A 24,530-nucleotide genomic window follows, 5' to 3' on the forward strand; every position below is an offset into this window, starting at 1 on the left:
ATCGTGGCGGCCCTCCGAGGACAAATAAGGAGTTAGCAATAACGCTAAAGTAAATCAATGACCCGTACGGGATTCGAACCCGTGTTACCGCCGTGAAAGGGCGGTGTCTTAACCGCTTGACCAACGGGCCATAAAAAGTGGTGAGCCATGAAGGACTCGAACCTTCGACCCTCTGATTAAAAGTCAGATGCTCTACCAACTGAGCTAATGGCTCCTGATGTGTCGGATTATGTATCATAGAGCATTCAGACAAAAGCTTTCTTGCAGTACTCTATTGAAGCTGTTCCGTAACAACGAGATTTATAATATCATAGAACATTCGAAAGTGGCAACTACTTTTTTGAAAAAAATCTATTATTTTTTTCCTACATAAAAAAACAAGCCTCCGTGACCGGAGGCTTGTTTGCTGCAAATTCTTAGTTAGCGCGGTATACACTGCGGATGACGTTCGTTTGTGAACGGTCGGGACCGACAGAGAAAATAGAAAGCGGAATACCTGTCAGCTGAGATACGCGTTCCAGATAATGGCGCGCATTTTCAGGAAGATCGCTTAATGTTTTTGCGCCTGTGATATCTTCCGTCCAGCCAGGCATTTCTTCATATACCGGTTCACACTCTGCGAGAGCTTTCAGACTTGCCGGGAATTCTTCAATCACTTCACCTTTGTAGCGGTAAGCGACACAGATTTTCAATGTTTCAATGCCAGTCAGCACATCGATTGAGTTCAGAGAAAGATCTGTGATTCCGCTGACGCGGCGGGCGTGGCGGACAACAACGCTGTCAAACCAGCCGACACGGCGCGGACGGCCTGTCGTTGTGCCGTATTCGCGTCCGACTTCACGGATTTGATCCCCGATTTCATCTTTCAGCTCAGTCGGGAAAGGACCGTCACCGACACGGGTTGTGTACGCTTTAGATACACCGACGACGTGCTGGATTTTTGTCGGGCCTACGCCTGAACCGATCGTCACCCCTCCGGCGACCGGGTTGGATGAAGTGACAAACGGGTATGTCCCTTGGTCAATATCAAGCATAACCCCTTGAGCGCCTTCAAATAAAACGCGGCGGCCTTCATCCAGCGCGTCATTTAAGACGACGGATGTATCGCATACATACTTTTTAATCTGCTGGCCGTATTCATAATACTCATCCAGAATATCTTCAATTTTGAAGCCTTCTGTTTCATACATTTTTTCAAGCAGACGGTTTTTCTCTTCAAGGTTCCGTTCAAGCTTTTCAGCAAACACGTCACGATCTAGCAGGTCTGCGATCCGGATGCCGATCCGCGCCGCTTTGTCCATATAAGCAGGTCCGATGCCTTTTTTCGTTGTGCCGATCTTATTGGCCCCTTTGCGTTCTTCCTCTACTTCATCCAGTTTCAGATGGTATGGAAGAATGACGTGGGCTCTGTTGCTGATTCTCAAGTTATCCGTGCTCACATTGCGTTCATGAAGATACGCAAGCTCTGTTATGAGCGCTTTCGGATCAACAACCATTCCGTTCCCGATGACACACGCTTTTTCTTTATAAAAAATTCCTGATGGGATTAAATGAAGCTTGTACGTGACGCCATCAAACTTGATGGTATGTCCTGCATTGTTTCCGCCTTGATAACGTGCGATCACTTCTGCATTTTCTGATAGGAAATCTGTAATTTTACCTTTTCCTTCATCGCCCCACTGCGTACCTACTACGACTACTGAAGACATATATCCGTGCACCTCCGTTAACCTTTCAAAACGATATCTCATTCAAACAAATTAAGTGTATCAGTGCCGAAACAGAAAGTCAATCGTAAATCCGAACATTTAAATCTTATCAATCTATATTTGTTCGCCTTAAACATGATTAAAAGCGTTTTCTCTTTCATTTGCTATCTATTACTCCCGAAACTTTCATGCTTTAACAAGAAAAAGAACCCGTAATCAGGGTTCTTCAGACAGTCACTTATATGCCGCTTGTATTCATCAGGACGACCCGCCAGCCGTCAGGATCTTCGATGGTCACGCCTTTTTCTTCCCAGTACGGGTTTTCGGGTGCTTTCTCCTCATATCCCATCTGCTTTAATGTCGTGCTGATGCGGATGACCTCCTGCTGATCCTGGATGTAAAAGACAAGCAGGCTGTCGCCGTGCGGAACGGGCGCCGGCTGAGACGCGCCGGTTTCTTCGGTGAATTCTAAGTGATATTGCGTATGGGGCAGGCCGAACATGACGCCGCTGTAGCCCTCATGTCCGGAAAAACTGCTGACCCTCTTCAGCCCGAGGCCCTCTTCATAAAACCTGATGATTTCTTTGAGCTGTCCGGTCGGCCGGGCAATCCGGATTTGCGCCGCTTGAAATTGAGGAAATTCAATTGTCATCATCATCCCTCCCTTAATGCCATTATATAAAAGCGCTTTCTTTTTTTCGTCTGCCGAACGGACGGCATTCTCTCATTCTTTCGGATGAAAAAAAGCCTCAAGACATTGCTTGAGGCTTTACGCACCTGCCGGAACACCGCCGTCATCAAAGCGCCTTTCCAGGTTTACGAACTTATTGTATTCTTTCACAAAAGCCAGTGAGACGGTGCCCACCGGGCCGTTACGCTGTTTGGCAATAATGATTTCGATGATGTTTTTGTTTTCGGATTCTTTATCATAGTAATCATCACGATACAGGAAGGCGACGATGTCGGCATCCTGCTCAATACTTCCCGACTCACGGATATCTGACATCATCGGACGTTTATCCTGCCGCTGCTCAACACCCCGGGAGAGCTGAGACAGGGCGATGACCGGGACTTCAAGCTCCCGCGCCAGCGCTTTTAGCGCCCGTGAAATTTCCGATACCTCTTGCTGGCGGTTGTCGCTTGAACGGCCGCTTCCCTGAATGAGCTGCAAGTAGTCAATTAAAATCATGCCCAATCCGTTTTCCTGCTTCAGCCTGCGGCATTTTGAACGGATTTCGCTGACGCGGATGCCGGGGGTGTCATCTATAAAGATACCGCTGTTTGACAGACTTCCCATCGCCATCGTCAGCTTGCCCCAATCTTCTTCCGTCAGATTTCCCGTTCTGAGATTTTGGGCATTAATATTCCCTTCAGCGCAGAGCATACGCATGACAAGCTGCTCGGCACCCATCTCAAGACTGAATATCGCGACGCTCTCATCCGTTTTGGTGGCCACGTTTTGCGCAATATTTAAGGCGAACGCCGTTTTCCCCACAGACGGACGGGCCGCGACAATGATCAAATCATTCCGCTGAAAACCCGCCGTCATCCGGTCAAGCTCAATAAAACCAGTCGGAATCCCGGTAATATCGCCTTTCCGGTTGTGAAGCTGCTCAATGTTGTCGTATGTTTGCACAAGCACGTCTTTGATATTTTGGAAGGCGCCCGAATTTTTTCGCTGCGCGACCTCCATAATCGTTTTTTCCGCATCGCTTAATAAATCTTCAACTTCATCCTCGCGCGTATACCCGTCTTGAGCGATCGAGGTCGCCGTTCTGATTAAACGGCGGAGAATCGATTTTTCCTCAACGATTTTCGCGTAATATTCTATATTAGCCGCTGTCGGAACGGAATTCGCGATGTCCGTCAGGTAAGAGACGCCTCCCACCTCTTCTAACAAATCGGTATTCGCAAGCTCTGACGTTACCGTGACCAAATCAACCGGTTCACCGCGGTCTCCGAGCACGAGCATGGCATTGTAAATTTTTTGATGTGACATTCTGTAGAAATCATCCGGAATCAACACTTCAGAAGCCAGTGTTAACGCAGACGGCTGTAAAAAAACAGCACCTAACACGGCCTGCTCAGCTTCTATGTTTTGCGGCGGCAGCCGATCATTCAGAAGGTCTGTCATGCTAAGCACCGTCCTCTCCTTAAAAAATATCCAAACTCCATTTTACCATTTCTCAAGAAAAAGAATAGAAAAACATCACTTTCCCTGTATTTGTCAAACAGCGGCTGCGTGTTTCACCATTCCGAATGCTGGGAAACAAATAAATAAATCGAAACCAGGAGGTAAGAAGGATGAAAACATATGCAGTAACACCCAGTATTGATGCGGACGGATGGTTTGTGAAGGTGGAAAATGTGGCGCCGACGGCTCTTTATACATCAAAGGACGCGGCGATCGAGAAAGCGGAGCAGACGGCTAAAGAGAACAGCCCGTCTAAGCTTGTCATTTATGATCAGCATAAAAACATTGAAGAAGAACGGTCCTTTTAAGAAAAGCCTTCGCCCGAGCGAGGGCTTTTCTTATTCGATGAAACGGATGTGCAGCACCGTCTGCGCCATGAGATCGGCCGTTTTTTGATACAGCTCCCATTCTTCACAGGCGGCGAATACTTTCATCATGTCCTGCAATGTCTGTTTCAGTATGATAAATTCGTCAATTGTCCGCAGTTCTGCGGCTTTTTTCTGATAATCAGCCAGCTTCAGCTGTAATAACATCAATGGCGATTGCATAAAAAACCTCCCCCATTCTGTTATAAAGCCCCGCTTTTCAAACCTCCATTCCTTTGTCATATCCTCTTACGATAGATTTCTGATTTTAGTACAATAAAGAAACGGAAGGAGTGATCACATGAAACCGCTGCAAATTTCCGCCGAAACGGCGCAAAAGCTCGCAGAATCACTGAATATGCCGCTTGAGAGAATCATGCACATGCCTCAGCACATTCTGCTTGCCAAATTAGCTGAAGTCCAAAAAGAGAACGATCACAAATAAAGGCTGCTCTCTCATATATATGTGCGGGAGGCGGAAGCGATGGCTTTCCGCCTCTTTTTTTGTGAAGAAAATTTTGGCAAAACATTCTTTGAACGGAACCGCTCCGATTTTAACCGTCTCACAGCTGAAAAAACTTGTTGACGAAGGAAAAGTGAAATATTTCTTATTATCCGGAAACAATTCAGGCAACACGAAGCTTGTCTCATGGATGAAAAAGAACGGCACAAAAATCTCAGCTGACCAATACAGCACCGGAAAAACAAGCTCAGCCCGGCAAGGAATGACGGGCGGCCCGGGCGGACAAAGTCAGCAGACTCTGTATGAGATGAAAAAATAGCTCGGAAAGAGGCTGGATAGTTAAACACCGGCCTCTTTATTTTGCTCTTGAAGCACCTTCCATGCGGCGCCGGTATCATTCAGAAAAATGATTGATAAATCCTTTCTATTTTTGAAACCATCAGTTCCTGACGCAGATGCCGGCCGGCATAGGAGCGCGCTTCTTTTCCAAGCCGTTCCCTGAGAGACTGATCCGTAATCAGCATTACGAGAGCATCAGCAAGTTCGCGGCTGTTGCCGGGCTGACAAATAAGCCCTGTGGCCTCATGCCGGATCATCTCAGGGATTCCTCCGCAGTCAGTTGCGACAATGGCTTGACCTGAGAACATCGCTTCGATGATCGCTATAGGGAAATTATCATTCAATGTCGGCAGGACAAATATAGATGATTCAGCCAAAAGCGCCGGCACATCACGTCGTTTTCCGAGGAAAAACACATTTGAGAGGCCCAGTTTCCGTCTCTTCTCTTCCAGAAACCCTCTCATGTTTCCGTCTCCGATGATCCATATATCAACTCCGGATAAATGGTGCCGGATGCGGGCGAGAGCGTCCAGCAGCACATCATGTCCTTTTCGCTCGGTCAGACGGGAAACGCACGCAATCACGAGCTTTTCAGCACGTTTTGACTCAGGGGCATCCTGAATATCAATGCCGGTATGAACAGTCGTCAGCTGAGCCTCCTTCGCTCCGTACTCCAGCAAGGGCTCGTGAAAGGAGTCGCTGATTGTAATGATTTTATCCGAAGCCCGAATACCCTGCCTTTCTATTTCACTGAAATATGCCTCTTCTATTGAACCCTTTTGGATTTTATGAAACTTCATCCGGCTTTTCGTAAAATGTCCGTGCGGCGTGAAAAAAAGAGGACGCTGGTACGTTTGATTAAGGTATCCCAGCAAAAATACCGCAAATAAATCCTGCGCGTGAAACAGGTCATATTGTTCTAAGTCTTTCTCCTTCAAAAATCTTTGAAAGACATGTAAATAGCTGAGATTCTTCACAAACTTTTCGTTTGCGGCGCCGTTTCTGCCAACAAGAAACGCTCTGATCTCGTCAGCGGCCCGCGGGATATCTTCCTGAAAAAAAGATGGCGGCATTTGAAGCGGCGAGATGACATCCGCCTGATGACCGATGCGCTCAAAACCCGTCTTAATTGATGTGATATAACTCGCCAACCCTCCGACATTCGGGTAACGGAGAAAGGTTGCGTACAGAATACGCAATGGCTTTTTTCGTTTGGGGGAGCTTTTTCCTTCCGCACAGAACGAATACAGCATCTCTGGCTCACTTTGATGTTCGATCCCGTAAAATTGATCCATGACGCGCAATAAGGCTGGAGGCACCAGACCGTTCGGCTTGCCGATCTCTTCTTTCACATCCGCTCCCCCTCTCTCAAACTTATAATCCTAATTCCCGTCCCCATTTTGACACTTTGTCAACATGATACGGCAGCAGTTCCCCTCCCCGATTGTCGAAGATTCTCCGCAATTGGGTATGAAGCCCTTTCTCAAGTGTTCTCTGCAAATAAGCCATTTTATAAAGCGTCATAGGAGGGGTCTGAAAATGAATGCCCCGCTTTTTCATTTCTTTCGTATACACTTTTACGCAATACGTCCGAATATCTTCTGCGTGCCGGCTCCAATCTTTTCTGAAGCCAAGCAGAATTTCAACCAGCACCGTCATATCAAACCAAACCGGCGCGTATTTTGCGGATTCCCAATCGATGAATTGAATATCCCACGGTTCATGTCCGGACGCATCGTGGGTGCAGATATTCTGCATATGAAGATCACCGTGTGTGATGGCTGAGCCGTTTTGTATCAATTCAGGGAAAAAATCCGGCTCCTCCTGCTCAAGCAAGTTTGTGATTTGCCGATAATGAGGCTTCACGATATCTTTTGTGCGCTCATCTTTAAGAGCCCTATCCAATAATTCCGCTGTCTTTTTGATCTGCTTTTTACGCCCTTTTCTCACGGTTTCCGATTCGTATACCGGCAGCCACGACCGCCATTTACCGTCAAAAATATTCTTGTTTTCAAAGGTGCGGCTGTGCAATTCTGCGACAGTCGGAATAATATACTTGAAATGCTTCGGGTGAAATGTAAGCTGTCCCCTGATCTGGCTGACAAACTCCATAAATATCCACGTTTCATGGTCACTTTCTTCTATAAGATAGATATCCGGCAGCAAATCCCCTAAAACAGAACGGGCTTTCCCGTATATATTAATCTCGACCTTGTTTTTTTCACGGGAAGATTTATATACCTTCAATATCAGCGGAACAGTGCCGGATTTTTTCTTTACAAACAGTTTATAAATGGCGCTTCTGTCCGTCGATTTCAGGCATGTGATGTCATCCGGATTCACCGCAGCCCTTTCACCGAACGAATACGACAGTTTTTCGTCAATTCTCAGTTTTTGAAATGCGCCATACAAAATCTCCTTTTCATACATGCCGATCTTCCTTCCGCTTCCGTTTCCAGCTGTTTTTGAGATGAGACCAAGTGTTTCTGATAAATGGCATCGGGTCATTCCAAGCAAAAAGAGCGTACTCTTTTTTTCCTTTACACCCTTTCCAAAAATCCCGGAACGTCATTTCTCCTCTTTTTCGTTTCTTCAAAAACGTTAAGAAATAACGCACCTCATAAATCCAGTTGATTCCGTCTTTTTGTTCGAGCTGGGGCTTCACATGTTGTCCGGTCAAATATAGATAGTACATGTAAACGAAATGAACGCCTGCCGGTTCTGTCAGGCTATGGCTGAGCCAAAAGCGCGGATTAATTTCGATAAACTTGTAAACATTGTCCCGGGGATCCTTTTTAAATTCCGCCATGCCTACTCCCTTCAGCTGAATCGCTTCAAAAAACGGCAGGGTCTTCTCGATTAAATCAGGAAGCCGTTTGCTGACGACGTGGGCCCCCGCGCCAAAATCTGCAGGGAATTGATGGTTCTTTTGCAGAGAGAATAGGCCCATTAATTTCATTTGGTCATCATAAAAAGTGGCGACTTTATAAAAACACTGGTTGTCTCCGGGGATGATCTCCTGCACGAGCAGTTCTCCATTTTCTCTGTAGGAGCTGAACTCCTTGCGCAATTGTGCGGCATCCTTCATTACAATTGCTTTTTTGTTTACTTTTTTTCTGTATTCATGGCCGGCCACCGGTTTTAAAATACACGGGAAGTCAATATTGGCGATGGCCTCTTCCAGCTCATCCTGATTGTTCGGAAAAAAGGTTTTCGGGCAGGGGATGTTATGCTTGACCGCTAATTCATATGCTTTGCTTTTATCTAAGACCGTTTCTAACAGAGAGTGGCTCGGGAGCAAAAATAAAAAAAAACCGGCTAATGTCTCGCGGAATTTAGATATAAATCCCGCATAATCATCAGATCCTGCGTACAGAACCGGCTTTGCTTGGAATCGCTTCCCGAAATCAGTCAGAAATGTCAGCAGTTCTTCCTCTTGTGTTAAAGGGCTGGGACATATCCCGCAATCTGCCAATCTTGATTTTCCGATACGATAAGGTCCCTCCGTGTCAAACGCGTAAACATCGATTCCTCTTCGGGCCAGGCTGCGAATGATCCCAATCCCGTTTGCACTGAAATCAAGTACAACGGCTGCATGTTCATGTTTCATGATCTCCCTCCGAGCTGTTGGTATTTTGATAAATCGATTCGATATTTTTTATCATCGTCTCACTGCTTAAATATTTCTCCGCGTAGGCCTTTGCGTTTGAAGCAGCTATCTTCCGCGCAGATTTGTTAGTGATAAAAAACGCTAAAGCCCGGGCAAGAACCTTTACATTTCCCGGCTCGACAATAAGCCCCGTTTTGTTATGGCGAATCAGATCCGGAATACCCCCGCAATCGGTCGCGATGATAGCCGAGCCGCTGAACATCGCTTCAATAATCGAAATAGGCAGACTATCATTAATGGTCGGCAGTACGAATATGTCCGTCATATTCAAAATAGCGGGAACATCATCTCTTTTTCCTAAAAAGGAAACCATAGATAGATTCAATTTTCGAGCCTGTTCCTCTAAGGCGCTCCTCATCTCTCCGTCGCCCGCGATCAGCACTTCAACATGCTCAAGTACATCAGATGGAATTCTCGAAAGGGCGTCCAGTAAATATTTGTGACCTTTTCTCGGGCCTAATCTTGCAATACACGAGATGATGATCTTATTTTTCGGTACCGGGGTTTTTCTTTTCCCGCCTGTTTTTGCATCGTAATCGATTCCTGTGATCACCGTTGTCATGTCTTCCTGTTCGGCTCCGAGCTTCATGAGCGGGCTGCGGAACGTATCGCTGATAATAATCAGGCGATCTGCGTATTCAATGGCTTTCATCTCTAATGTTTTATAATAAATCTCTTCTACCGAGCCTTTTTTAAAGATGTGAAATTTAAGTCTGTTGAAAGTAAACATGCCATGCGGTGTGAAAAATAAAGGTTTTTTATAGATTTGATTGAACCTGCCTAACATATTGGCTGTAAATAAATCTTGAGCGTGGAACACATCATATCTTTCCAAATGAATCTTTTGAAGCATTTGCTCGTATATAAACATCAGCCGATTATTTTTCAAAATATGATCGTTATAATCCCCATATCTGTCTTTAAAGAAATCTTTTAATTTCGGAACAACAGCCGCCCGCATTTCTTTTACCTGTGCGGACGGAAACAGATTAGGGGATATGACATCCACCTTATGACCTCTCTTTTTCAGGCCTTCACTAAGCGTTTTAATATAGTTTGATAAACCGCCCGTGTGCGGGTAGTCCCAAAACGTGGCAATCAAAATGGATAACTTCTTTTTTTTCCTGTATACCGGCGGAATTTGATCTGCATGTTTCATCTGTGTCTTTATGGCTTTCTGTTTTTGCAGGCGCGTTTTGACCCCGTAGTAGCGGTCAAGCGTCTGGATCATATACGGATAGGGGACGGAAAATGTCTTGTTCATTTCCAGATCCTCCGCACGATTTCAAAAGCTTCAGCGTATTCCACACCCGCCGTCATCCCTCTGACTTTTCCTAAATGTTTTACGCCTTCATATGAACGGGGATGAGGGTAATCCCTCATTTCTACGTCATAGTGGTGAAGCGCCGCGAGTTTGGCATCCATTGTGTCTGTGATGTTAACGAAGTAATTAGGCTTGAAGAGTTTATCAGCCGTATTCCTCTCCCACTCGCTTGAAGATAGCGTTTCAAACGTAAGCAGTTCGATAGGCTTTTGATTCGGAAGCGGTCTGGCGGCTGTTAAAACTGCTTGGAATGTTCTCTGGTGGTCCATATTGATATCGCCGTAATGATGTGTAAAGATTTTATCAGGCTGATAGACGCGAATGAGCTGCTCTAATTCTTTGACAAGCTTATGAAGAGGGATACATTCCAGCTCTAAATTCGTGTGCTCCAAAAAGATGACTTTCTCAATTCCAAGCTCTTGATTCGCGAGTTCGCCTAATTGTTTAATATGATGAGCTTCTTCTTTTCTTCCTAATGCCGTAATAACGGAAATCACTTTATATCCTTCATTGATCAGCCGTTTTATGGTGCCCGCTGATCCCAATAGTTCATCATCGGGATGAGCGCCGATAACCATAATATATTCTGCCATTTTTTCCACACTCCACCAAACAAATGTTACAAATATCATATGACGACCCTAAAAAAAGGAAACTTACATGTGCGGATTTTCAGAAACTTACATGTGCGGCTGCCATTCCAGGTAACGTGACGGATTTAATTTTTTTATAGTGTTCAAAAACTCATCCGCCAAGCCGTATTTGTCCAGTCCTTTTAATAGTTTTACGGGAAACCGGGTAATGGCGGAAAAAGCTCTTTTATGGTCGATGACTTTAAGATTGCCGTATTCATTGATCAGAATGTGCCTGATTTCGGCATCCCATCTGGTAAAACCGATTTTCTTTAATTCATCCAGCATATTTAAAATATCAGCAGTCAGATTGACGGACAGGGATTTTTCTTGTTTGATATGGCGGGCAAGAGAGGTGCCTTGGACATATTCCATCACAATATAACGATCTCCGTATTCATACAGTCTTGGAATCACCGGGGAACCTTGTCCGGTCTTTAAAGCTGCCAATTCCTTCTTGCATGTCTCTTTTTCAAAGAAGTACTTTACGCATTTGTTGTGTGTTAAACGATAGACTTCCCCGTCTTTTCCGTCACCGATCAGCGGATAGTGCTCCAGCGCCTTTTTATTCTCCGGATGATTAAAATATGTTTCAGAAAAAAATCGTTTCATACCGACACATCCTTCGTTATGATGTAATATAATATGCAATCTGGTAACGATCGGAAATGAAACAATCTCATCATTTTCTTGCGCTGCGCCGTCTGCTGACATGAAAAAAACCCGCCGGATCGGCGGGTTTTTCATTGTGTATTACGCTTCTTCTTTTACGTGAACCTTCAGCACAGCCTGAACTTCAGGGTGCAGCTTTACAGGGACGTTTGTATATCCCAGTGTGCGGATACCGTCTTGGAGCTCCAGTTTCCGTTTATCCACTTTAATCTTATGCGTTTTTTGCAGCGCTTCTGCAATCTGTTTGCTTGTGACAGATCCGAATAGACGGCCGCCTTCACCGGATTTGGCACTCAGCTCAACAGTCAGCTGTTCAAGCGTTTCTTTCAAATCTTTCGCTCTTTCAAGCTCGGCAATCGCTTCTTTTTTCTCTTTTTCTTTCTGTCCTTTCAATGCGCTGATGTTCGTCGCATTTGCTTCGACAGCGAGGCCTTTTTTAATGAGAAAGTTATGTGCATAACCGTCTGCTACGTTTTTCATTTCGCCTTTTTTTCCTTTACCTTTTACATCTTGTAAGAAAATAACCTTCATCTCTGAACGCCTCCCTCAAAATATTCATCAATGGCTTCCTTCAGCCGGACGAGCGCTTCTGAGACAGAAATGCCCGATAACTGGGTTGCCGCATTGGTTAAATGCCCTCCGCCATCCAGCGCCTCCATAATAATCTGCACATTGACCTCGCCCAGCGATCTCGCACTGATGCACACCGTATGCTCATCCCGTCTGGCTACCGCAAATGAAGCTTCCACTTCACTCATCGATAAGAGGGAATCAGCCGCCTGCGCAATCAGCACCTGGTCAAAGTACTCCTCTTCGTTCTCAGGAAGAGAAGCAATCGCGATATGTTCTTTATAAAGAGACGTATGCTGGATCAGCTTCGCCCGCTTGATATAAGAACCGACCGATTCTTTGAGAACTTTCTGCACCAGAACCGTATCTGCGCCTTTCGCTCTCAAATAAGAAGCGGCGTCGAACGTCCGCGAGCCCGTGCGAAGGGAAAAACTCTTTGTATCCACTATTATACCAGCTAACAGGGCCGTCGCTTCAATCATATTGATTTTGAGCCGCTTCGGCTGGTATTCAAGCAGCTCCGTCACGAGTTCTGCGGTGGATGAAGCGTATGGCTCCATATAAACGAGCAGCGGGTCTTTAATAAATTCCTCGCCTCTGCGGTGGTGGTCAATCACAACGATGTGCTCGATTTTGTTCACGAGACGCTCTTCCATCACAAGGGACGGTTTATGTGTATCAACGACGACAAGCAGCGTGTCGTCATTTGAAATTTCCATCGCCTCTTCCGGCGTGATGAACCGCGACCACAGCTCTTCATATTTTTTAATTTCTTCAATCAGACGCTGAACGCTTGATCCGATCTGGTTCGGATCAATGACGATGTAGCCGTCTTTGCCGTTGGCCTGCGCCACCTTCAATATTCCGATTGCGGCTCCGACTGCGTCCATATCAGGAAATTTGTGCCCCATGATAATAACATTGCTGCTTTCTGAGACAATTTCCTTGAGCGCGTGAGAAATCACCCGGGCGCGCACCCTTGTGCGCTTCTCCATCGGATTTGTTTTGCCGCCGTAAAATTTCACCTTGCCGTTCGGCATTTTGATCGCCACTTGGTCGCCTCCGCGGCCGAGAGCCAAATCGAGGCTGGACTGCGCCAGATCTCCAAGCTCCTTCAAGGAAGAAACCGATGCGCCGATCCCGATGCTGAGGGTCAAAGATACAGTGTGAACGGATGTTTTTTCTCGGATTTCATCCAAAATCGAAAATTTCGCGTTTTCAAGCTCCGTTAAAATGTGTTCATTTAACACCGCGATAAACCGCTCCGAGGACGTCCGTTTCAGGAAAATGCCGTACTCCTGCGCCCACGCATTTAATAATGAGGTGACCTGGCTGTTCATCGTGCTTCTCGTTTGGTCATCCAGCCCCTGTGTGACGTCATCATAGTTATCTAAGAAGATATATGCCAGCACGGTTCTCTCATTTTCGTACTGCTTTTCAATCTGAATCTGTTCTGTCACATCAAAGAAATAAAGCAGGCGCTCATCTCTTTTAATCACTACTTTAAACTTCCGCTCATTCAAGGTGATCGTTTCCGAATCGACCTCCTGCTTGATCAGCGGCACGACGGCCTCGCATGTGTCATACAGCGAGCGTCCGACGAGCGTGCTTTCATTAAAACAGGAAGACAAAAACGGATTCGCCCACTCAATGTAATATTGATCATTAAACAGCATAATCCCGATAGGCATTTCCATTAATGCCTCTTCGCCTACTTTTTTCAATCTATACGATAACGTGGAGATATAATCGTCAATTTCTTTTCTGATCAGAGAATCCGCACGCTTAATGAAAAACAAGATCACGGCGAGCAGCACAACGCCGATGGCTCCTATCAGCCAGTTAAAGTAAATGCTGATGAGAATTATGATGATTGACAATGCAATCAATGCATAGATGGGATACCGAAACAACGGTTTTTCATAAAAACTAGGCATTTCTATCAACTCCCCACCTGTAAGTCACACTCAATTTCGCGTCACCTTATTTCTTATGTTAAAGCCTATGTCAATGATGCCTAAGAGGAGATACACGGACAAGATAAGCGGAAAAAGCACCCCCAGCACAATTGCTAATACAGGAACGGCTTTCGGCATCTCCATTTCGCGGCAATAGAAAAAAATAAACGCTAATCCTTGAATACAAATCAGCAAGCTGAGAATAAATCCCCCATTCAATGAAACCGAATACAGCATATGCCCTTTTTCTAAAGGCAGAAACCCTAATATCGTCACAATAAAATACAGAATGACAACGCTTTGCGGGAGTTTGAGCTCTCTAAAAGGCTTCATCTTCGGAAGATCAGGGGAAAATCGCCGTAAAAGCGGCCTTGCCATAGCATAACTGAGGAAAGAAAAAACGATGCCGGTCAATACGAGCACTGTCGGAAAAAGATATTGAACCGTGCTCAGCTGACTTTCCATCAGCTTGATCTGCTTCCCGAACTGGTCTCCATAACCCAGCTGCTTTGACATGGTTTCTGCTAAAGACAGCGACTCCCGAAGCTGGGACATGGTGGTATCAACCACATTCATGTTAAGGAACACGATGCTGACCACAAAAAAAACGACGCCGCACAGCACATACGCCATAGCGCCGGCAGCAACCGCATAGCCGGGCTGTTTCTTTTTAAAATAATATCCCATGGCGATTCCCGTACAGGCCGCCGTAAAAGCGCCTGTAAGCCCGGTAAACGAACTTACAATAAAGCTGACAGGGAGGCTGGCAAGCCCCATCCATATTCCGGGCTTCAGACCGTGCCGAATGGTGTAAAGAATGATCGGCAGCGGCAAAGCAAAGAAAAGAATTGCCCCCAGTAAAGGGAGGTACACGACCAAAAGGGAAATGATTGCAAAAATACTGATCAAAATGGCGCCTTCTATTAGAGCCCTTGTATTTTTCACTTACTCACCTCAAACCTTGTATCATTCGAACATACGAATAGAAAAGAGCAGCTTAGACGACTGCTCTTTTGACGCCGCAATGTCTCTTTCAAGACCTGAATTTTCCATAAACTCTCCAAAATACACGTATATATTTTAACATAAGTCGAAATCGCAAGTAAAATGAGCGCGGACAGCCGCAATGTTCCATGTGAAACATGAAAACAGACAAACGGACATCCCAGTGAAAGAATGCCCGTTGTATCAGTGATCCTGATCATCCATGAAACCAGAAGTATCTCTGTTTTTCTTTTTGGTTTTTCGTACATATAACAAGACGATAACGATAAGTAAGAGAGTGGTCGCCTGCAAAACCCCGCTGCTGAAAAGGAAGAAGTTCTTTATCATGTCCCACATATAGTTTCACCTCTATTTCGTATTTCCTTTACATTGAGTTTCCCTTTCTGGAAACTTCAAAACATCAGGAACAACATCGGGACCGGGGCATATGCTGAAAGTGAAAATGAAGGATAAAGGAGATTCTTACACCATGACTGAGCGGAGAACATTAGCATGGCATGAAACGTTAGAACTGCATGAGTTAGTGGCTTTCCAGGCAAACGGACTTGTGAAATTAAAAAGAACAGAGCGGGACGTAAGCGATGCCAGATTAAAACAGCTTTACAGATTTTCCATCCATTCGCTGGAACAAAATCTGCGTGAACTGCTTCCTTTCTTCCCTGAAGCTCCCGCTTTTCGTGAGGATGAAACAGAAGAGCGCGCTGATTCCTCCTTTTACAGCGGCGGCCTGCTCATTCTGGCCAAAACATCTGTCCGCAATTATGCCGGAGCCATTACAGAGACGGCCACACCTCAATTAAGACACGTCTTCGTCAAGCACTTAAACGCGGCCATCAAGTGGCACCAAATGGTCTTTGAGTATATGGAAGAACGCGGTCAATATCCGGCTTACAACCTGAGCGAATTGCTGAAGAATGATGTGCGCAACGCCAGAAAAGCCATCGCGATGAAATAAAAAAAAGCAGCAAGGAATTTAATCCTTTGCTGCTTCTTATTTTTGAGCGGACTGATCTTGAGGAGACGTTTTTTCCCGGTATGCCTCGAGAAACTCCCTGTTGGCATCTCCCCATTTCTTCATTTGCAAAACGATCGGTTCCAGCGACCTGCCGAATTCGGTAAGAGAATACTCCACCTTTGGAGGCACCTGCTGATAAACCTCGCGATGCACGATGCCGTCCGCCTCAAGCTCGCGAAGCTGAAGCGTCAGCATACGCTGCGTAATGCTGGGGCAAATGCGCCGAAACTCATTAAACCGCTTTTTTCCGCCGATCATATGATAAAACAAAATACCCTTCCACTTTCCGCCGATAACGGAAAGCGTCAGTTCAACCGGACAACCTTCTTTATTCGGATATATGTTCATTTTTCATCCTCCATAGTACCTTTTTTGATACTATATGCTGATTAGCATCTGACTTACCCAGTATTTTACTCGCAATCCTCTCCACCTCTCAACAAAAATGCTTCTTTTTCACATCAATTTTTAAGGTTTTGAAGATTACACCCTCCTCAAGACGTGTTAAACTATAAAAAGATTGTTTACACTACAAAAAAGGACAAGGAGTTATTATGGAAAAAATTCTTATTTTCGGACATCAAAACCCAGACACAGATACCATTTGCTCTGCCATTGCCTACGCTGATCTAAAAAATAAACTCGGCTTCAATGCTGAGCCCGTCCGCCTTGGACAAGTCAACGGCGAAACACAATACGCGCTTGATTATTTCAAGCAGGAAAGCCCGCGTTTGGTGGAAACAGCCGCAAACGAAGTAAACGGCGTCATCCTTGTTGACCACAATGAACGCCAGCAAAGCATCAAGGATATCGAAGACGTTCAGGTTCTTGAAGTTATCGACCACCACCGTATCGCCAACTTCGAAACAGCGGAACCTCTTTACTACCGTGCTGAGCCGGTCGGCTGTACGGCTACGATCTTAAACAAAATGTACAAAGAAAATAACGTGAAAATCGAGAAAGAAATTGCGGGCCTCATGCTGTCAGCAATCATTTCCGACTCTCTGTTATTTAAATCTCCGACTTGCACGGAGCAAGATATCGCAGCGGCAAAAGAGCTTGCTGAAATTGCCGGCGTAGATGCGGAAGAGTACGGCTTAAACATGCTGAAAGCGGGCGCCGACTTAAGCAAAAAAACTGTGGAAGAACTGATTTCTCTTGATGCGAAAGAGTTCACGCTCGGCAGCAAAAAAGTCGAAATCGCCCAAGTCAACACAGTTGATATTGAAGATGTTAAAAAGCGGCAGCCGGAATTAGAAGCGGCTCTTTCAAAAGTAATTGCTGAGAAGAACCTTGACCTGTTCCTTCTCGTGATTACGGATATTCTGGAAAACGATTCCCTTGCGCTTGCCATCGGTGATCAAGCGTCAAAAGTGGAAAAAGCATTCAACGTGACTTTAGAAAACAACACGGCTCTTTTAAAAGGCGTCGTATCCAGAAAGAAACAAGTCGTTCCTGTTTTAACAGACGCGATTGCAGAATAATCAACACACCCCGGAAACCAGCCGGGGTGTTTTTTTATTGCTCAATCATCAGACGGCGTTTCGTAAGCGCTTTCTCCGAAAATCATTTTGACGGAATTTAATATACAATATATAATATATCACATGAAAGACGTTCATTTTCCTAATTGTTGTAAGTTAATATCACAACATCAGAATCGGGGGTGTCTATCCTGGAAAAACACGCTGCTCTTTCTTATTCACGAACAACAGGCATTTGGCTTGTGCTGACAGGAGCTATCTTATGGGGGGTCTCGGGAACGGTTGCCCAGTATCTGTTCCAGCACCGCCATTTTAATACAGAATGGCTGACTTCGGTGCGCCTTCTGGTGTCAGGAGCGCTTCTGCTCGGCATCGCGTACCGCAAAGAAAAAGGACGGATATGGGCTGTTTGGAAAGACAGACGGGACAGAATTCCCCTTCTTTTATTCGGGATTTTCGGAATGTTAGGCGTTCAATACACCTACTTCGCGGCAATTGAGTACGGCAACGCGGCAACTGCTACCGTTCTTCAGTATTTAGGGCCAGCGATCATTACATGCTTTTTAGCGATTCGCGCAAAGAGAATTCCTTCAGCAAAAGAGCTGCTCGCCGTCTTATTGGCGGTTGCCGGCACATTCATTTTGGTCACGCACGGGAATGTCGGAAGCCTGTCCATATCCGGTCTGGCCGTCTTTTGGGGCATCAGTTCGGCGTTTGCACTGGCATTTTACACCCTTCAGCCGCATCGTCTGCTGAAGAAATGGGGATCGGCCATTATTGTCGGATGGGGCATGCTGATCGGCGGAGCCGCCCTCAGCTTGATCCGCCCGCCCTGGAAATTTGAAGGCGAGTGGTCCTTTCCTGCATATGCCGCGATCGTGTTTATCATCATTTTCGGGACGCTCATCGCTTTTTATTGCTACTTGGAAAGCCTGAAATATCTGAGTGCCTCTGAAACCAGCCTGCTCGCCTGTGCAGAGCCGCTGTCGGCAGCTTTTTTAGCTGTGATCTGGCTGCATGTTCCCTTCGGAATATCAGAATGGCTGGGTACTTTGCTGATTTTAGCTACCATCGCTTTATTATCTATCAAGAAAAAATAACCTCTCTTTTTTAGAGAGGTTTTTTCCTAGGCCCAGAGCACCCCTTAGTCTCAATTACCCATATATTAAAAGGCCTTTTTTCATTTTACTATCATCCAAAAGAGGAAAATAGACCAGTTGTCAATAGAATCAGAGTCTAATAGAATGATGTCGACAAGTAAATCATGCAGGATTGTTACTGATAAAGCAGGCAAGACCTAAAATGTGTTAAGGGCAAAGTGTATTCTTTGGCGTCACCCCATACATATTTTAGGTCTTTTTTTCTGTAACAAACCTGCCATCCATGAATGCAGGAGGATCGAATCGGCAGATCGCAAAAAAGGTACATACAAAAGGAGACATGAACATGAACATCAAAAAATTTGCAAAACGAGCCACAGTTCTAACTTTTACGACTGCACTTCTGGCAGGGGGAGCGACTCAAGCCTTCGCGAAAGAAAATACCCAAAAACCTTACAAAGAAACGTACGGCGTCTCTCACATCACACGCCATGATATGCTGCAGATCCCTAAACAGCAGCAAAGTGAAAAATACCAAGTGCCTCAATTCGACCAATCAACAATTAAAAATATCGAGTCCGCAAAAGGACTGGATGTGTGGGACAGCTGGCCGCTCCAAAACGCTGACGGAACAGTAGCTGAATACAACGGCTATCACGTCGTGTTTGCTCTTGCCGGAAGCCCGAAAGACGCTGATGACACATCCATCTACATGTTTTATCAAAAAGTCGGCGACAACTCGATCGACAGCTGGAAAAACGCGGGCCGTGTCTTTAAAGACAGCGATAAGTTCGACGCCAACGATGAAATCCTGAAAGAACAGACACAAGAATGGTCCGGTTCTGCAACCTTTACATCTGACGGAAAAATCCGTTTATTCTACACTGACTTTTCCGGTACACATTACGGCAAACAAAGCCTGACAACGGCGCAGGTAAATGTGTCAAAATCTGATGACACGCTCAAGATCAACGGAGTGGAAGATCATAAAACGATTTTTGACGGTGACGGAAAAACATATCAAAACGTTCAGCAGTTTATCGATGAAGGGAACTATACATCCGGCGACAACCATACGCTGAGAGACCCTCACTACGTTGAAGACAAAGGCCATAAATACCTTGTATTCGAAGCCAACACTGGAACAGATAACGGATACCAAGGCGAAGAATCTTTATTTAACAAAGCGTACTACGGCGGCAGCACAAACTTCTTCCGTAAAGAAAGTCAGAAGCTTCAGCAAAGTGCTAAAAAACGCGATGCTGAATTAGCGAACGGCGCCCTCGGTATCGTAGAATTAAACAATGACTACACATTGAAAAAAGTCATGAAGCCGCTGATCACTTCAAACACGGTAACTGATGAAATCGAGCGCGCGAATGTTTTCAAAATGAACGGCAAATGGTATCTGTTCACTGATTCACGCGGTTCAAAAATGACGATCGACGGTATTAACTCCAACGATATCTACATGCTTGGTTATGTATCAAACTCTTTAACAGGTCCTTACAAGCCGCTGAACAAAACTGGTCTTGTACTGCAAATGGGTCTTGATCCTAACGATGTAACGTTCACTTACTCTCACTTCGCAGTGCCGCAAGCCAAAGGCAACAATGTCGTGATCACAAGCTACATGACAAACAGAGGCTTCTTTGAGGATAAAAAGGCAACATTTGCGCCAAGCTTCTTAATGAACATCAAAGGCAAGAAAACATCCGTTGTTAAAAACAGCATCCTTGAACAAGGACAGCTTACGGTTAACAACTAATAACAACAAAAAGAAAATGCCGATACTTCATTGGCATTTTCTTTTATTTCTCAACAAGATGGTGAACTCAATCATGGCACGAAAATGGCCCGTTGTAATATTGATCTTTTTGGGTGCGTTCCTGTTTGTCGGCTTACTGCCGAACAAAAGCCACAATTCCTCTGACACAAACACGGAGCATAAGAAAGATTACCGTGCGGCGTATCATTTTACGACCCCGGACAAATGGAAAAACGACCCTCAAAAGCCCATTTTTTTCGAGGGGAAATATCATTACTACTATCTTTATAATCGGGATTACCCGAACGGCAACGGCACAGAATGGCGGCACGCCGTATCAGAGGACTTGGTGCACTGGACGGACGAAGGCACGGCTATTCCGAAATACACCAACGAAAACGGCGATATATGGTCCGGTTCTGTCGTCATTGATAAACACAACACCGCGGGCTTCGGCAAAAACGCGCTGGTCGCCGTCACAACGCAGCCGACAGCCAAAACAAAAGCCCAGGAACAATATTTATGGTACAGCACGGACAAAGGAAAAACGTTTACTTCCTATAGTGATCAGCCCGTGATGAAAAATCCGGGAACTAAGGATTTCCGGGACCCGAAAGTGATCTGGGATGAACAGGATGACAAATGGGTGATGGCCATGGCCGAAGGCGAAAAAATCGGTTTTTATGAATCACCCGATTTAAAAAGTTGGAAATACACGGGCGGTTTTATCACTCAGCAGATCGGCCTCGTCGAATGCCCCGACCTTTATATGATGCGTGCAGATGACGGAACAGCCAAGTGGGTTCTGGGCGCAAGCGCAAACGGCAAACCCGCAGGCAAACCGAATACGTACGCGTATTGGACCGGAAACTTTGACGGGAAGGAATTTACCGCCGATCAAGAAGAACCGCAATGGCTCGATTACGGCTTTGACTGGTACGGCGGCGTCACATTTGAGGACGGTAATAGCGAAGATCCGCTGACAAAACGCTATGCGCTGGCATGGATGAACAATTGGGATTATCCGAATGAAACACCGACACTAAAAAACGGCTTTAACGGCACGGATTCTATCGTCCGTGAAATCCGCCTTCAGCAGCAGGACGGCGGCACATACAGCCTAGTGTCAGAGCCGGTTGAAGCATTGAACCAATTAACCTCTTCAACTGACAGCATAGAACACAAACAGGTGAACGGTTCAGAGACACTGCCGATCAAAGGTGATACATATCAGCTTGATATGGATATCGCTTGGTCAGATATCAAAAATGCAGGCGTCAGACTCAGAGAATCAGCAGACCAAAGTCGGCATATTGATGTCGGTATTTCGGCAGAAGACGGCTATGCCTATGTGAACAGATCGTTTACAGACCAGCCTGATAAAACCGGTGCATACGCCGAAAGCAAAGCCCCATTTGACGGAAACAAAGGGCGCGTCCATCTGAAAATTCTCGTAGACAAAACAAGTATTGAAGTATTTGCAGACGACGGAAAAACCGTTTTGACAAATGAAGTGTTCCCAAAACACGAAGATCAGGGAATCACGCTCTTTTCTGAAGGCGGCTCCGCTGACTTTCAGCATATTGAGATGAAGCATCTCGGTTCGATTCATTCTTAGACGTCCCTCTTCATTTCTAACCAGCGCCCGGACTGTGGTAAAATGCAAATATGTATACTACGATTCATGAGGTGTTCCATTGGATAATCAAAACAAAGAACCTGTGCTGAAAAGAACCATCATGCGGGACGAAGTGTATCGCACACTCAGAAACTGGATCATAACGGGCAAGCTCAAACCGGAAACAAAGTTAAAGGACAAGGATTTGTCGGAAACATTGGGAATCAGCCGCACCCCGATACGGGAAGCCTTATTGCGGCTGGAAGATGACGGCTTGGTGATAACAAAAGCGAACAGATGGACGCTTGTCGCTCCGATTGAGTTAAAAGAAGCGGAAAACTTGTATTCCATCGTCTGGACGCTTGAAAAACTGGCATTGCAGCAAGCTCTCCCGCATGTGGACGATGCCGTGATTCAGGAATTGAAACAGCTGAATGAAAATCTTCTTCAAACAATGAAAGACGGCGATAAACTGGCCATCCTGGAAGCGGACAATGCATTTCACCATCGCATCATTCTGCTTGCGGACAACGCCGAACTTCACAAATTGCTTGTAAGCCTGAAAGTCAAAATTCAGAGAATGGAAATCCGCTATTTCAGTGAAAACGGCGCTTTAAACAGATCATATAATGAACACTCTGATATCATTCACGCATTAGAACAGCAAGATGCCGCCGCTGCTTTTACAGCGCTTGAAGCGAATTGGAAAAACAGTTTAGAACGGCTGCAGAACATGGCATAGCAAACGAAACAGCCAAATCACTCATATGATTTGGCTGTTTTACGGATATCACAAGACAGCCGCGTTGGCTGTCTTGTTTACTTTTTGTTTATATATAAATACATACCGTAATCCGTCGGCACAGAAGCATACCCCATCTGTCTGAGCATGGCTGTTATATTCCCGCGATGATACGTTCCGTGGTTCACAACATGGAGGATCATATCGGCCGCTGCGGTTTTCATGATGTCACCTGACGGATGCTCTATTTCAAGGGGGAGACTGATATTTTCTTCCTTTTGCAAAAATAATTGATATCGGTCTGATAATTCCAAAAACATATCTTCCAGCTCTTCTATCTCTTTAGACAAGATGTCCTCTTTTTGCTGTTCAGCTGATTTCAGCGTATCCTCCAGACGCTCTCCGGAGAACACATCAAACCACCCCTTATCCGACAGATACACATGAGTCAATACACCGGCTATCGACGGAAAGACACTTTGAATCTCCTTACGGTACACATCCTCCGGAAGCTCTTTAAGCCGGGTGAATATTTGCTGATTTGCCCAAAGATGATAATCATACAATTGCAGTGCCAGATGTCCCACATTACCCTCTCCTCTCTCGATATAGAACGTACGTTCCTCATTATACTACACTACATGCGGCTTTGTACCATCTTCTTCATTCGCAGCTGAGAAAATCCGATAAAAGCCGAAATTAATAAGAGGAGGCCTGCGCCAATATAAATAAACCGCACGCCGAATACATCCGAGATGACCCCCGTTCCGATAATGGAAAACATAAAAATAAACTGAACTAAAGCTGATCTCGCCGCTAATATATTGACCCGTGTCTTTTCGGTCGTGATGTTTTGAAGCAATGTTTCCTGCGTGAGATCTCGTAATACACAAGCCGGCCCCATACACAGCACCAGAAAAAGGGCCGTAACGGCGCTTGTGATCAACCCATAAATAAACGTGAACATTCCATATGCCAAGGCTCCCGTCAGCATAAGCGGAATGAGATGATGCTGAAACTGACCGGATAACTTATAGATGATCAGTCCGCCGATCATCGTCCCTGCATAATAGACTCCGTTGACATACCCCCACCAAGCCTCTCCTTTATGAAGAACGTCATGCACATAAGTTAAGGACACAGAACCGATCCATATCATGCCTGCCCACGATTCGATCACATCCATCACAATGAGAACCCTCAGCTGCTTTTGCCGAAATAAATACACCCAGCCGCTTGCCGCATCTGCAAAAAGGGAACGTTCCCTGACTGCTGCCGGCGCACACATGCGTACTTGAAGAAACAGAATGATGCCCAAAACCGAAGAAACCAATAACATGACAGTAACGATCATTGTATCGCTCTCTCCCAAGAACGCTATGATGACGCCGCCCAGAGACCACCCCGCAAACTGAACGGTCTGATCCGCCGCAGATAATAAACCGTTCGCTTTCGCCCTTCGATCGGGAGGAATGATTTCCCCAACCAGCGCGCTTTTAATCGGAGCAAACCATCCGTTGCAAAAAGAAATGCCTCCGATCAGACAAAACATCAGAAAAAAGAATGCGGATGAACCGGTTTGGATGACAAAAAACAAACAGACTAACAGTGTGATCTGTATCAATTGAGAACTGATTAACAAAGACCGAAGCGTGAACCGGCCGGTGACCAGCGGCAAAACGGCGCTGCCCAATACGCGACATACAATGCTGACGAACGTCATAAGAGAGGCCATCGCCGTCGAACCGGTTTTTGTAAACAAAAACAAGATGACGGCCATCGTATAAAGTGAGAACCCCAAGTTGATAGCGGTCTGGCTGTATAAAATAGTGTAATATGCCCTTTTCATATTCATCTTCTCACTCCCTGATTATGTAAATCATACCATATTTGCTGATCAGC

25 protein-coding genes, 2 tRNA genes and 1 pseudogene are annotated in these 24,530 nt (G+C 45.5%); 9 read left to right on the top strand and 19 right to left on the bottom strand.

Going from position 1 to position 24,530, the window contains the following annotated elements; genetic code table 11:
* Positions 1-58: 58 nt before the first annotated feature.
* From NSQ37_RS04800 to dnaB, 5 genes are all read right to left on the bottom strand, one after another.
* Positions 59-130: transfer RNA gene (locus NSQ37_RS04800), tRNA-Glu, on the bottom strand.
* Positions 131-138: 8 nt separating this feature from the next.
* Positions 139-214: transfer RNA gene (locus NSQ37_RS04805), tRNA-Lys, on the bottom strand.
* Between the two features lie 202 nt (positions 215-416).
* Complete coding sequence (purA, locus tag NSQ37_RS04810) at positions 417-1,709, bottom strand: adenylosuccinate synthase (protein WP_012118894.1); 1,293 nt, start codon at positions 1,707-1,709, stop codon at positions 417-419.
* 238 nt (positions 1,710-1,947) lie between these two features.
* Positions 1,948-2,361 carry a VOC family protein gene (locus NSQ37_RS04815; RefSeq protein WP_099567238.1) on the bottom strand — a complete coding sequence of 138 codons (414 nt, stop codon included), beginning with the start codon at positions 2,359-2,361 and terminating at the stop codon, positions 1,948-1,950.
* Between the two features lie 117 nt (positions 2,362-2,478).
* Positions 2,479-3,843: a replicative DNA helicase gene (gene dnaB, locus NSQ37_RS04820; RefSeq protein WP_004393100.1), complete on the bottom strand. Its 1,365-nt coding sequence runs from the start codon at positions 3,841-3,843 to the stop codon at positions 2,479-2,481.
* 170 nt (positions 3,844-4,013) lie between these two features.
* Between dnaB and NSQ37_RS04825 the strand changes: the two genes are divergently transcribed.
* A complete protein-coding gene (locus NSQ37_RS04825; protein ID WP_025285570.1) occupies positions 4,014-4,211 on the top strand; it encodes a DUF2188 domain-containing protein in 198 nt (65 codons plus the stop codon).
* A gap of 30 nt (positions 4,212-4,241) precedes the next feature.
* Here the strand turns inward: NSQ37_RS04825 and NSQ37_RS04830 are convergent, their stop codons facing one another.
* Complete coding sequence (locus tag NSQ37_RS04830) at positions 4,242-4,451, bottom strand: hypothetical protein (protein ID WP_015418617.1); 210 nt, start codon at positions 4,449-4,451, stop codon at positions 4,242-4,244.
* A gap of 118 nt (positions 4,452-4,569) precedes the next feature.
* Here NSQ37_RS04830 and NSQ37_RS04835 point away from each other — a divergent pair, with 118 nt between their 5' ends.
* A complete protein-coding gene (locus NSQ37_RS04835; protein WP_007407902.1) occupies positions 4,570-4,713 on the top strand; it encodes a YycC family protein in 144 nt (47 codons plus the stop codon).
* Positions 4,714-4,798: 85 nt separating this feature from the next.
* Positions 4,799-5,050: pseudogene (locus tag NSQ37_RS04840) on the top strand (hypothetical protein); the annotation flags it as partial.
* Between the two features lie 79 nt (positions 5,051-5,129).
* On the opposite strand, the gene NSQ37_RS04845 reads toward NSQ37_RS04840, so the two are convergent.
* From NSQ37_RS04845 to NSQ37_RS04890, 10 genes are all read right to left on the bottom strand, one after another.
* On the bottom strand, positions 5,130-6,422 hold the full coding sequence (locus NSQ37_RS04845; protein ID WP_099567240.1) for a glycosyltransferase family 4 protein: 1,293 nt from the start codon (positions 6,420-6,422) through the stop codon (positions 5,130-5,132).
* A 22-nt stretch (positions 6,423-6,444) separates the two neighbouring features.
* Entirely contained in the window at positions 6,445-7,500 is a 1,056-nt protein-coding gene (locus NSQ37_RS04850; protein WP_099567241.1) for a phosphotransferase, read from the bottom strand.
* Positions 7,493-8,680: a carboxylate--amine ligase gene (locus NSQ37_RS04855; RefSeq protein ID WP_007614989.1), complete on the bottom strand. Its 1,188-nt coding sequence runs from the start codon at positions 8,678-8,680 to the stop codon at positions 7,493-7,495. Before NSQ37_RS04855 ends, NSQ37_RS04850 begins: the two co-directional genes overlap by 8 nt.
* A complete protein-coding gene (locus NSQ37_RS04860) occupies positions 8,670-10,004 on the bottom strand; it encodes a glycosyltransferase family 4 protein (protein ID WP_099567242.1) in 1,335 nt (444 codons plus the stop codon). Before NSQ37_RS04860 ends, NSQ37_RS04855 begins: the two co-directional genes overlap by 11 nt.
* On the bottom strand, positions 10,001-10,657 hold the full coding sequence (locus tag NSQ37_RS04865) for a PIG-L deacetylase family protein (RefSeq protein ID WP_341123334.1): 657 nt from the start codon (positions 10,655-10,657) through the stop codon (positions 10,001-10,003). Before NSQ37_RS04865 ends, NSQ37_RS04860 begins: the two co-directional genes overlap by 4 nt.
* A gap of 87 nt (positions 10,658-10,744) precedes the next feature.
* Entirely contained in the window at positions 10,745-11,443 is a 699-nt protein-coding gene (locus NSQ37_RS04870) for a kinase (RefSeq protein ID WP_341123335.1), read from the bottom strand.
* 6 nt (positions 11,444-11,449) lie between these two features.
* A complete protein-coding gene (rplI, locus tag NSQ37_RS04875; RefSeq protein ID WP_004393063.1) occupies positions 11,450-11,899 on the bottom strand; it encodes a 50S ribosomal protein L9 in 450 nt (149 codons plus the stop codon).
* On the bottom strand, positions 11,896-13,875 hold the full coding sequence (locus tag NSQ37_RS04880) for a DHH family phosphoesterase (RefSeq protein WP_012118906.1): 1,980 nt from the start codon (positions 13,873-13,875) through the stop codon (positions 11,896-11,898). The genes rplI and NSQ37_RS04880 overlap by 4 nt, the downstream gene beginning before the upstream one ends.
* A 30-nt stretch (positions 13,876-13,905) precedes the next feature.
* On the bottom strand, positions 13,906-14,841 hold the full coding sequence (locus tag NSQ37_RS04885; RefSeq protein ID WP_138093482.1) for a YybS family protein: 936 nt from the start codon (positions 14,839-14,841) through the stop codon (positions 13,906-13,908).
* Between the two features lie 243 nt (positions 14,842-15,084).
* A complete protein-coding gene (locus tag NSQ37_RS04890) occupies positions 15,085-15,237 on the bottom strand; it encodes a hypothetical protein (protein ID WP_004393059.1) in 153 nt (50 codons plus the stop codon).
* A gap of 133 nt (positions 15,238-15,370) precedes the next feature.
* On the opposite strand from NSQ37_RS04890, the gene NSQ37_RS04895 reads away from it, so the two are divergent.
* Positions 15,371-15,856, top strand: a complete 486-nt coding sequence (locus tag NSQ37_RS04895; protein ID WP_007407913.1) for a spore coat protein — start codon at positions 15,371-15,373, stop codon at positions 15,854-15,856.
* Between the two features lie 36 nt (positions 15,857-15,892).
* On the opposite strand, the gene NSQ37_RS04900 is transcribed toward NSQ37_RS04895, so the two are convergent.
* Positions 15,893-16,264, bottom strand: a complete 372-nt coding sequence (locus tag NSQ37_RS04900; protein ID WP_007615010.1) for a winged helix-turn-helix transcriptional regulator — start codon at positions 16,262-16,264, stop codon at positions 15,893-15,895.
* A gap of 206 nt (positions 16,265-16,470) precedes the next feature.
* Here NSQ37_RS04900 and NSQ37_RS04905 point away from each other — a divergent pair, with 206 nt between their 5' ends.
* From NSQ37_RS04905 to NSQ37_RS04925, 5 genes are all read left to right on the top strand, one after another.
* The gene (locus NSQ37_RS04905) at positions 16,471-17,400 is read left to right on the top strand and encodes a manganese-dependent inorganic pyrophosphatase (protein WP_004393053.1); all 930 of its coding nucleotides are present in this window, start codon (positions 16,471-16,473) and stop codon (positions 17,398-17,400) included.
* Positions 17,401-17,582: 182 nt separating this feature from the next.
* Positions 17,583-18,500 carry a DMT family transporter gene (locus NSQ37_RS04910; RefSeq protein ID WP_282996349.1) on the top strand — a complete coding sequence of 306 codons (918 nt, stop codon included), beginning with the start codon at positions 17,583-17,585 and terminating at the stop codon, positions 18,498-18,500.
* 346 nt (positions 18,501-18,846) lie between these two features.
* The gene (locus NSQ37_RS04915; RefSeq protein ID WP_039063877.1) at positions 18,847-20,268 is read left to right on the top strand and encodes a glycoside hydrolase family 68 protein; all 1,422 of its coding nucleotides are present in this window, start codon (positions 18,847-18,849) and stop codon (positions 20,266-20,268) included.
* 61 nt (positions 20,269-20,329) lie between these two features.
* On the top strand, positions 20,330-21,886 hold the full coding sequence (locus tag NSQ37_RS04920) for a glycoside hydrolase family 32 protein (protein WP_151280997.1): 1,557 nt from the start codon (positions 20,330-20,332) through the stop codon (positions 21,884-21,886).
* Between the two features lie 79 nt (positions 21,887-21,965).
* Positions 21,966-22,628, top strand: a complete 663-nt coding sequence (locus NSQ37_RS04925; RefSeq protein WP_007409865.1) for a GntR family transcriptional regulator — start codon at positions 21,966-21,968, stop codon at positions 22,626-22,628.
* Positions 22,629-22,705: 77 nt separating this feature from the next.
* On the opposite strand, the gene NSQ37_RS04930 is transcribed toward NSQ37_RS04925, so the two are convergent.
* Together NSQ37_RS04930 and NSQ37_RS04935 are read right to left on the bottom strand one after the other, a co-directional pair.
* A complete protein-coding gene (locus NSQ37_RS04930) occupies positions 22,706-23,215 on the bottom strand; it encodes a DinB family protein (RefSeq protein WP_012118912.1) in 510 nt (169 codons plus the stop codon).
* A 50-nt stretch (positions 23,216-23,265) separates the two neighbouring features.
* Positions 23,266-24,483, bottom strand: coding sequence for an MFS transporter (locus NSQ37_RS04935; RefSeq protein ID WP_069006968.1), 1,218 nt, complete (start codon positions 24,481-24,483; stop codon positions 23,266-23,268).
* Positions 24,484-24,530 lie beyond the last annotated feature (47 nt).

The organism is Bacillus sp. FSL P4-0334 (assembly GCF_038004825.1).
Lineage (GTDB): Bacteria > Bacillota > Bacilli > Bacillales > Bacillaceae > Bacillus > Bacillus velezensis.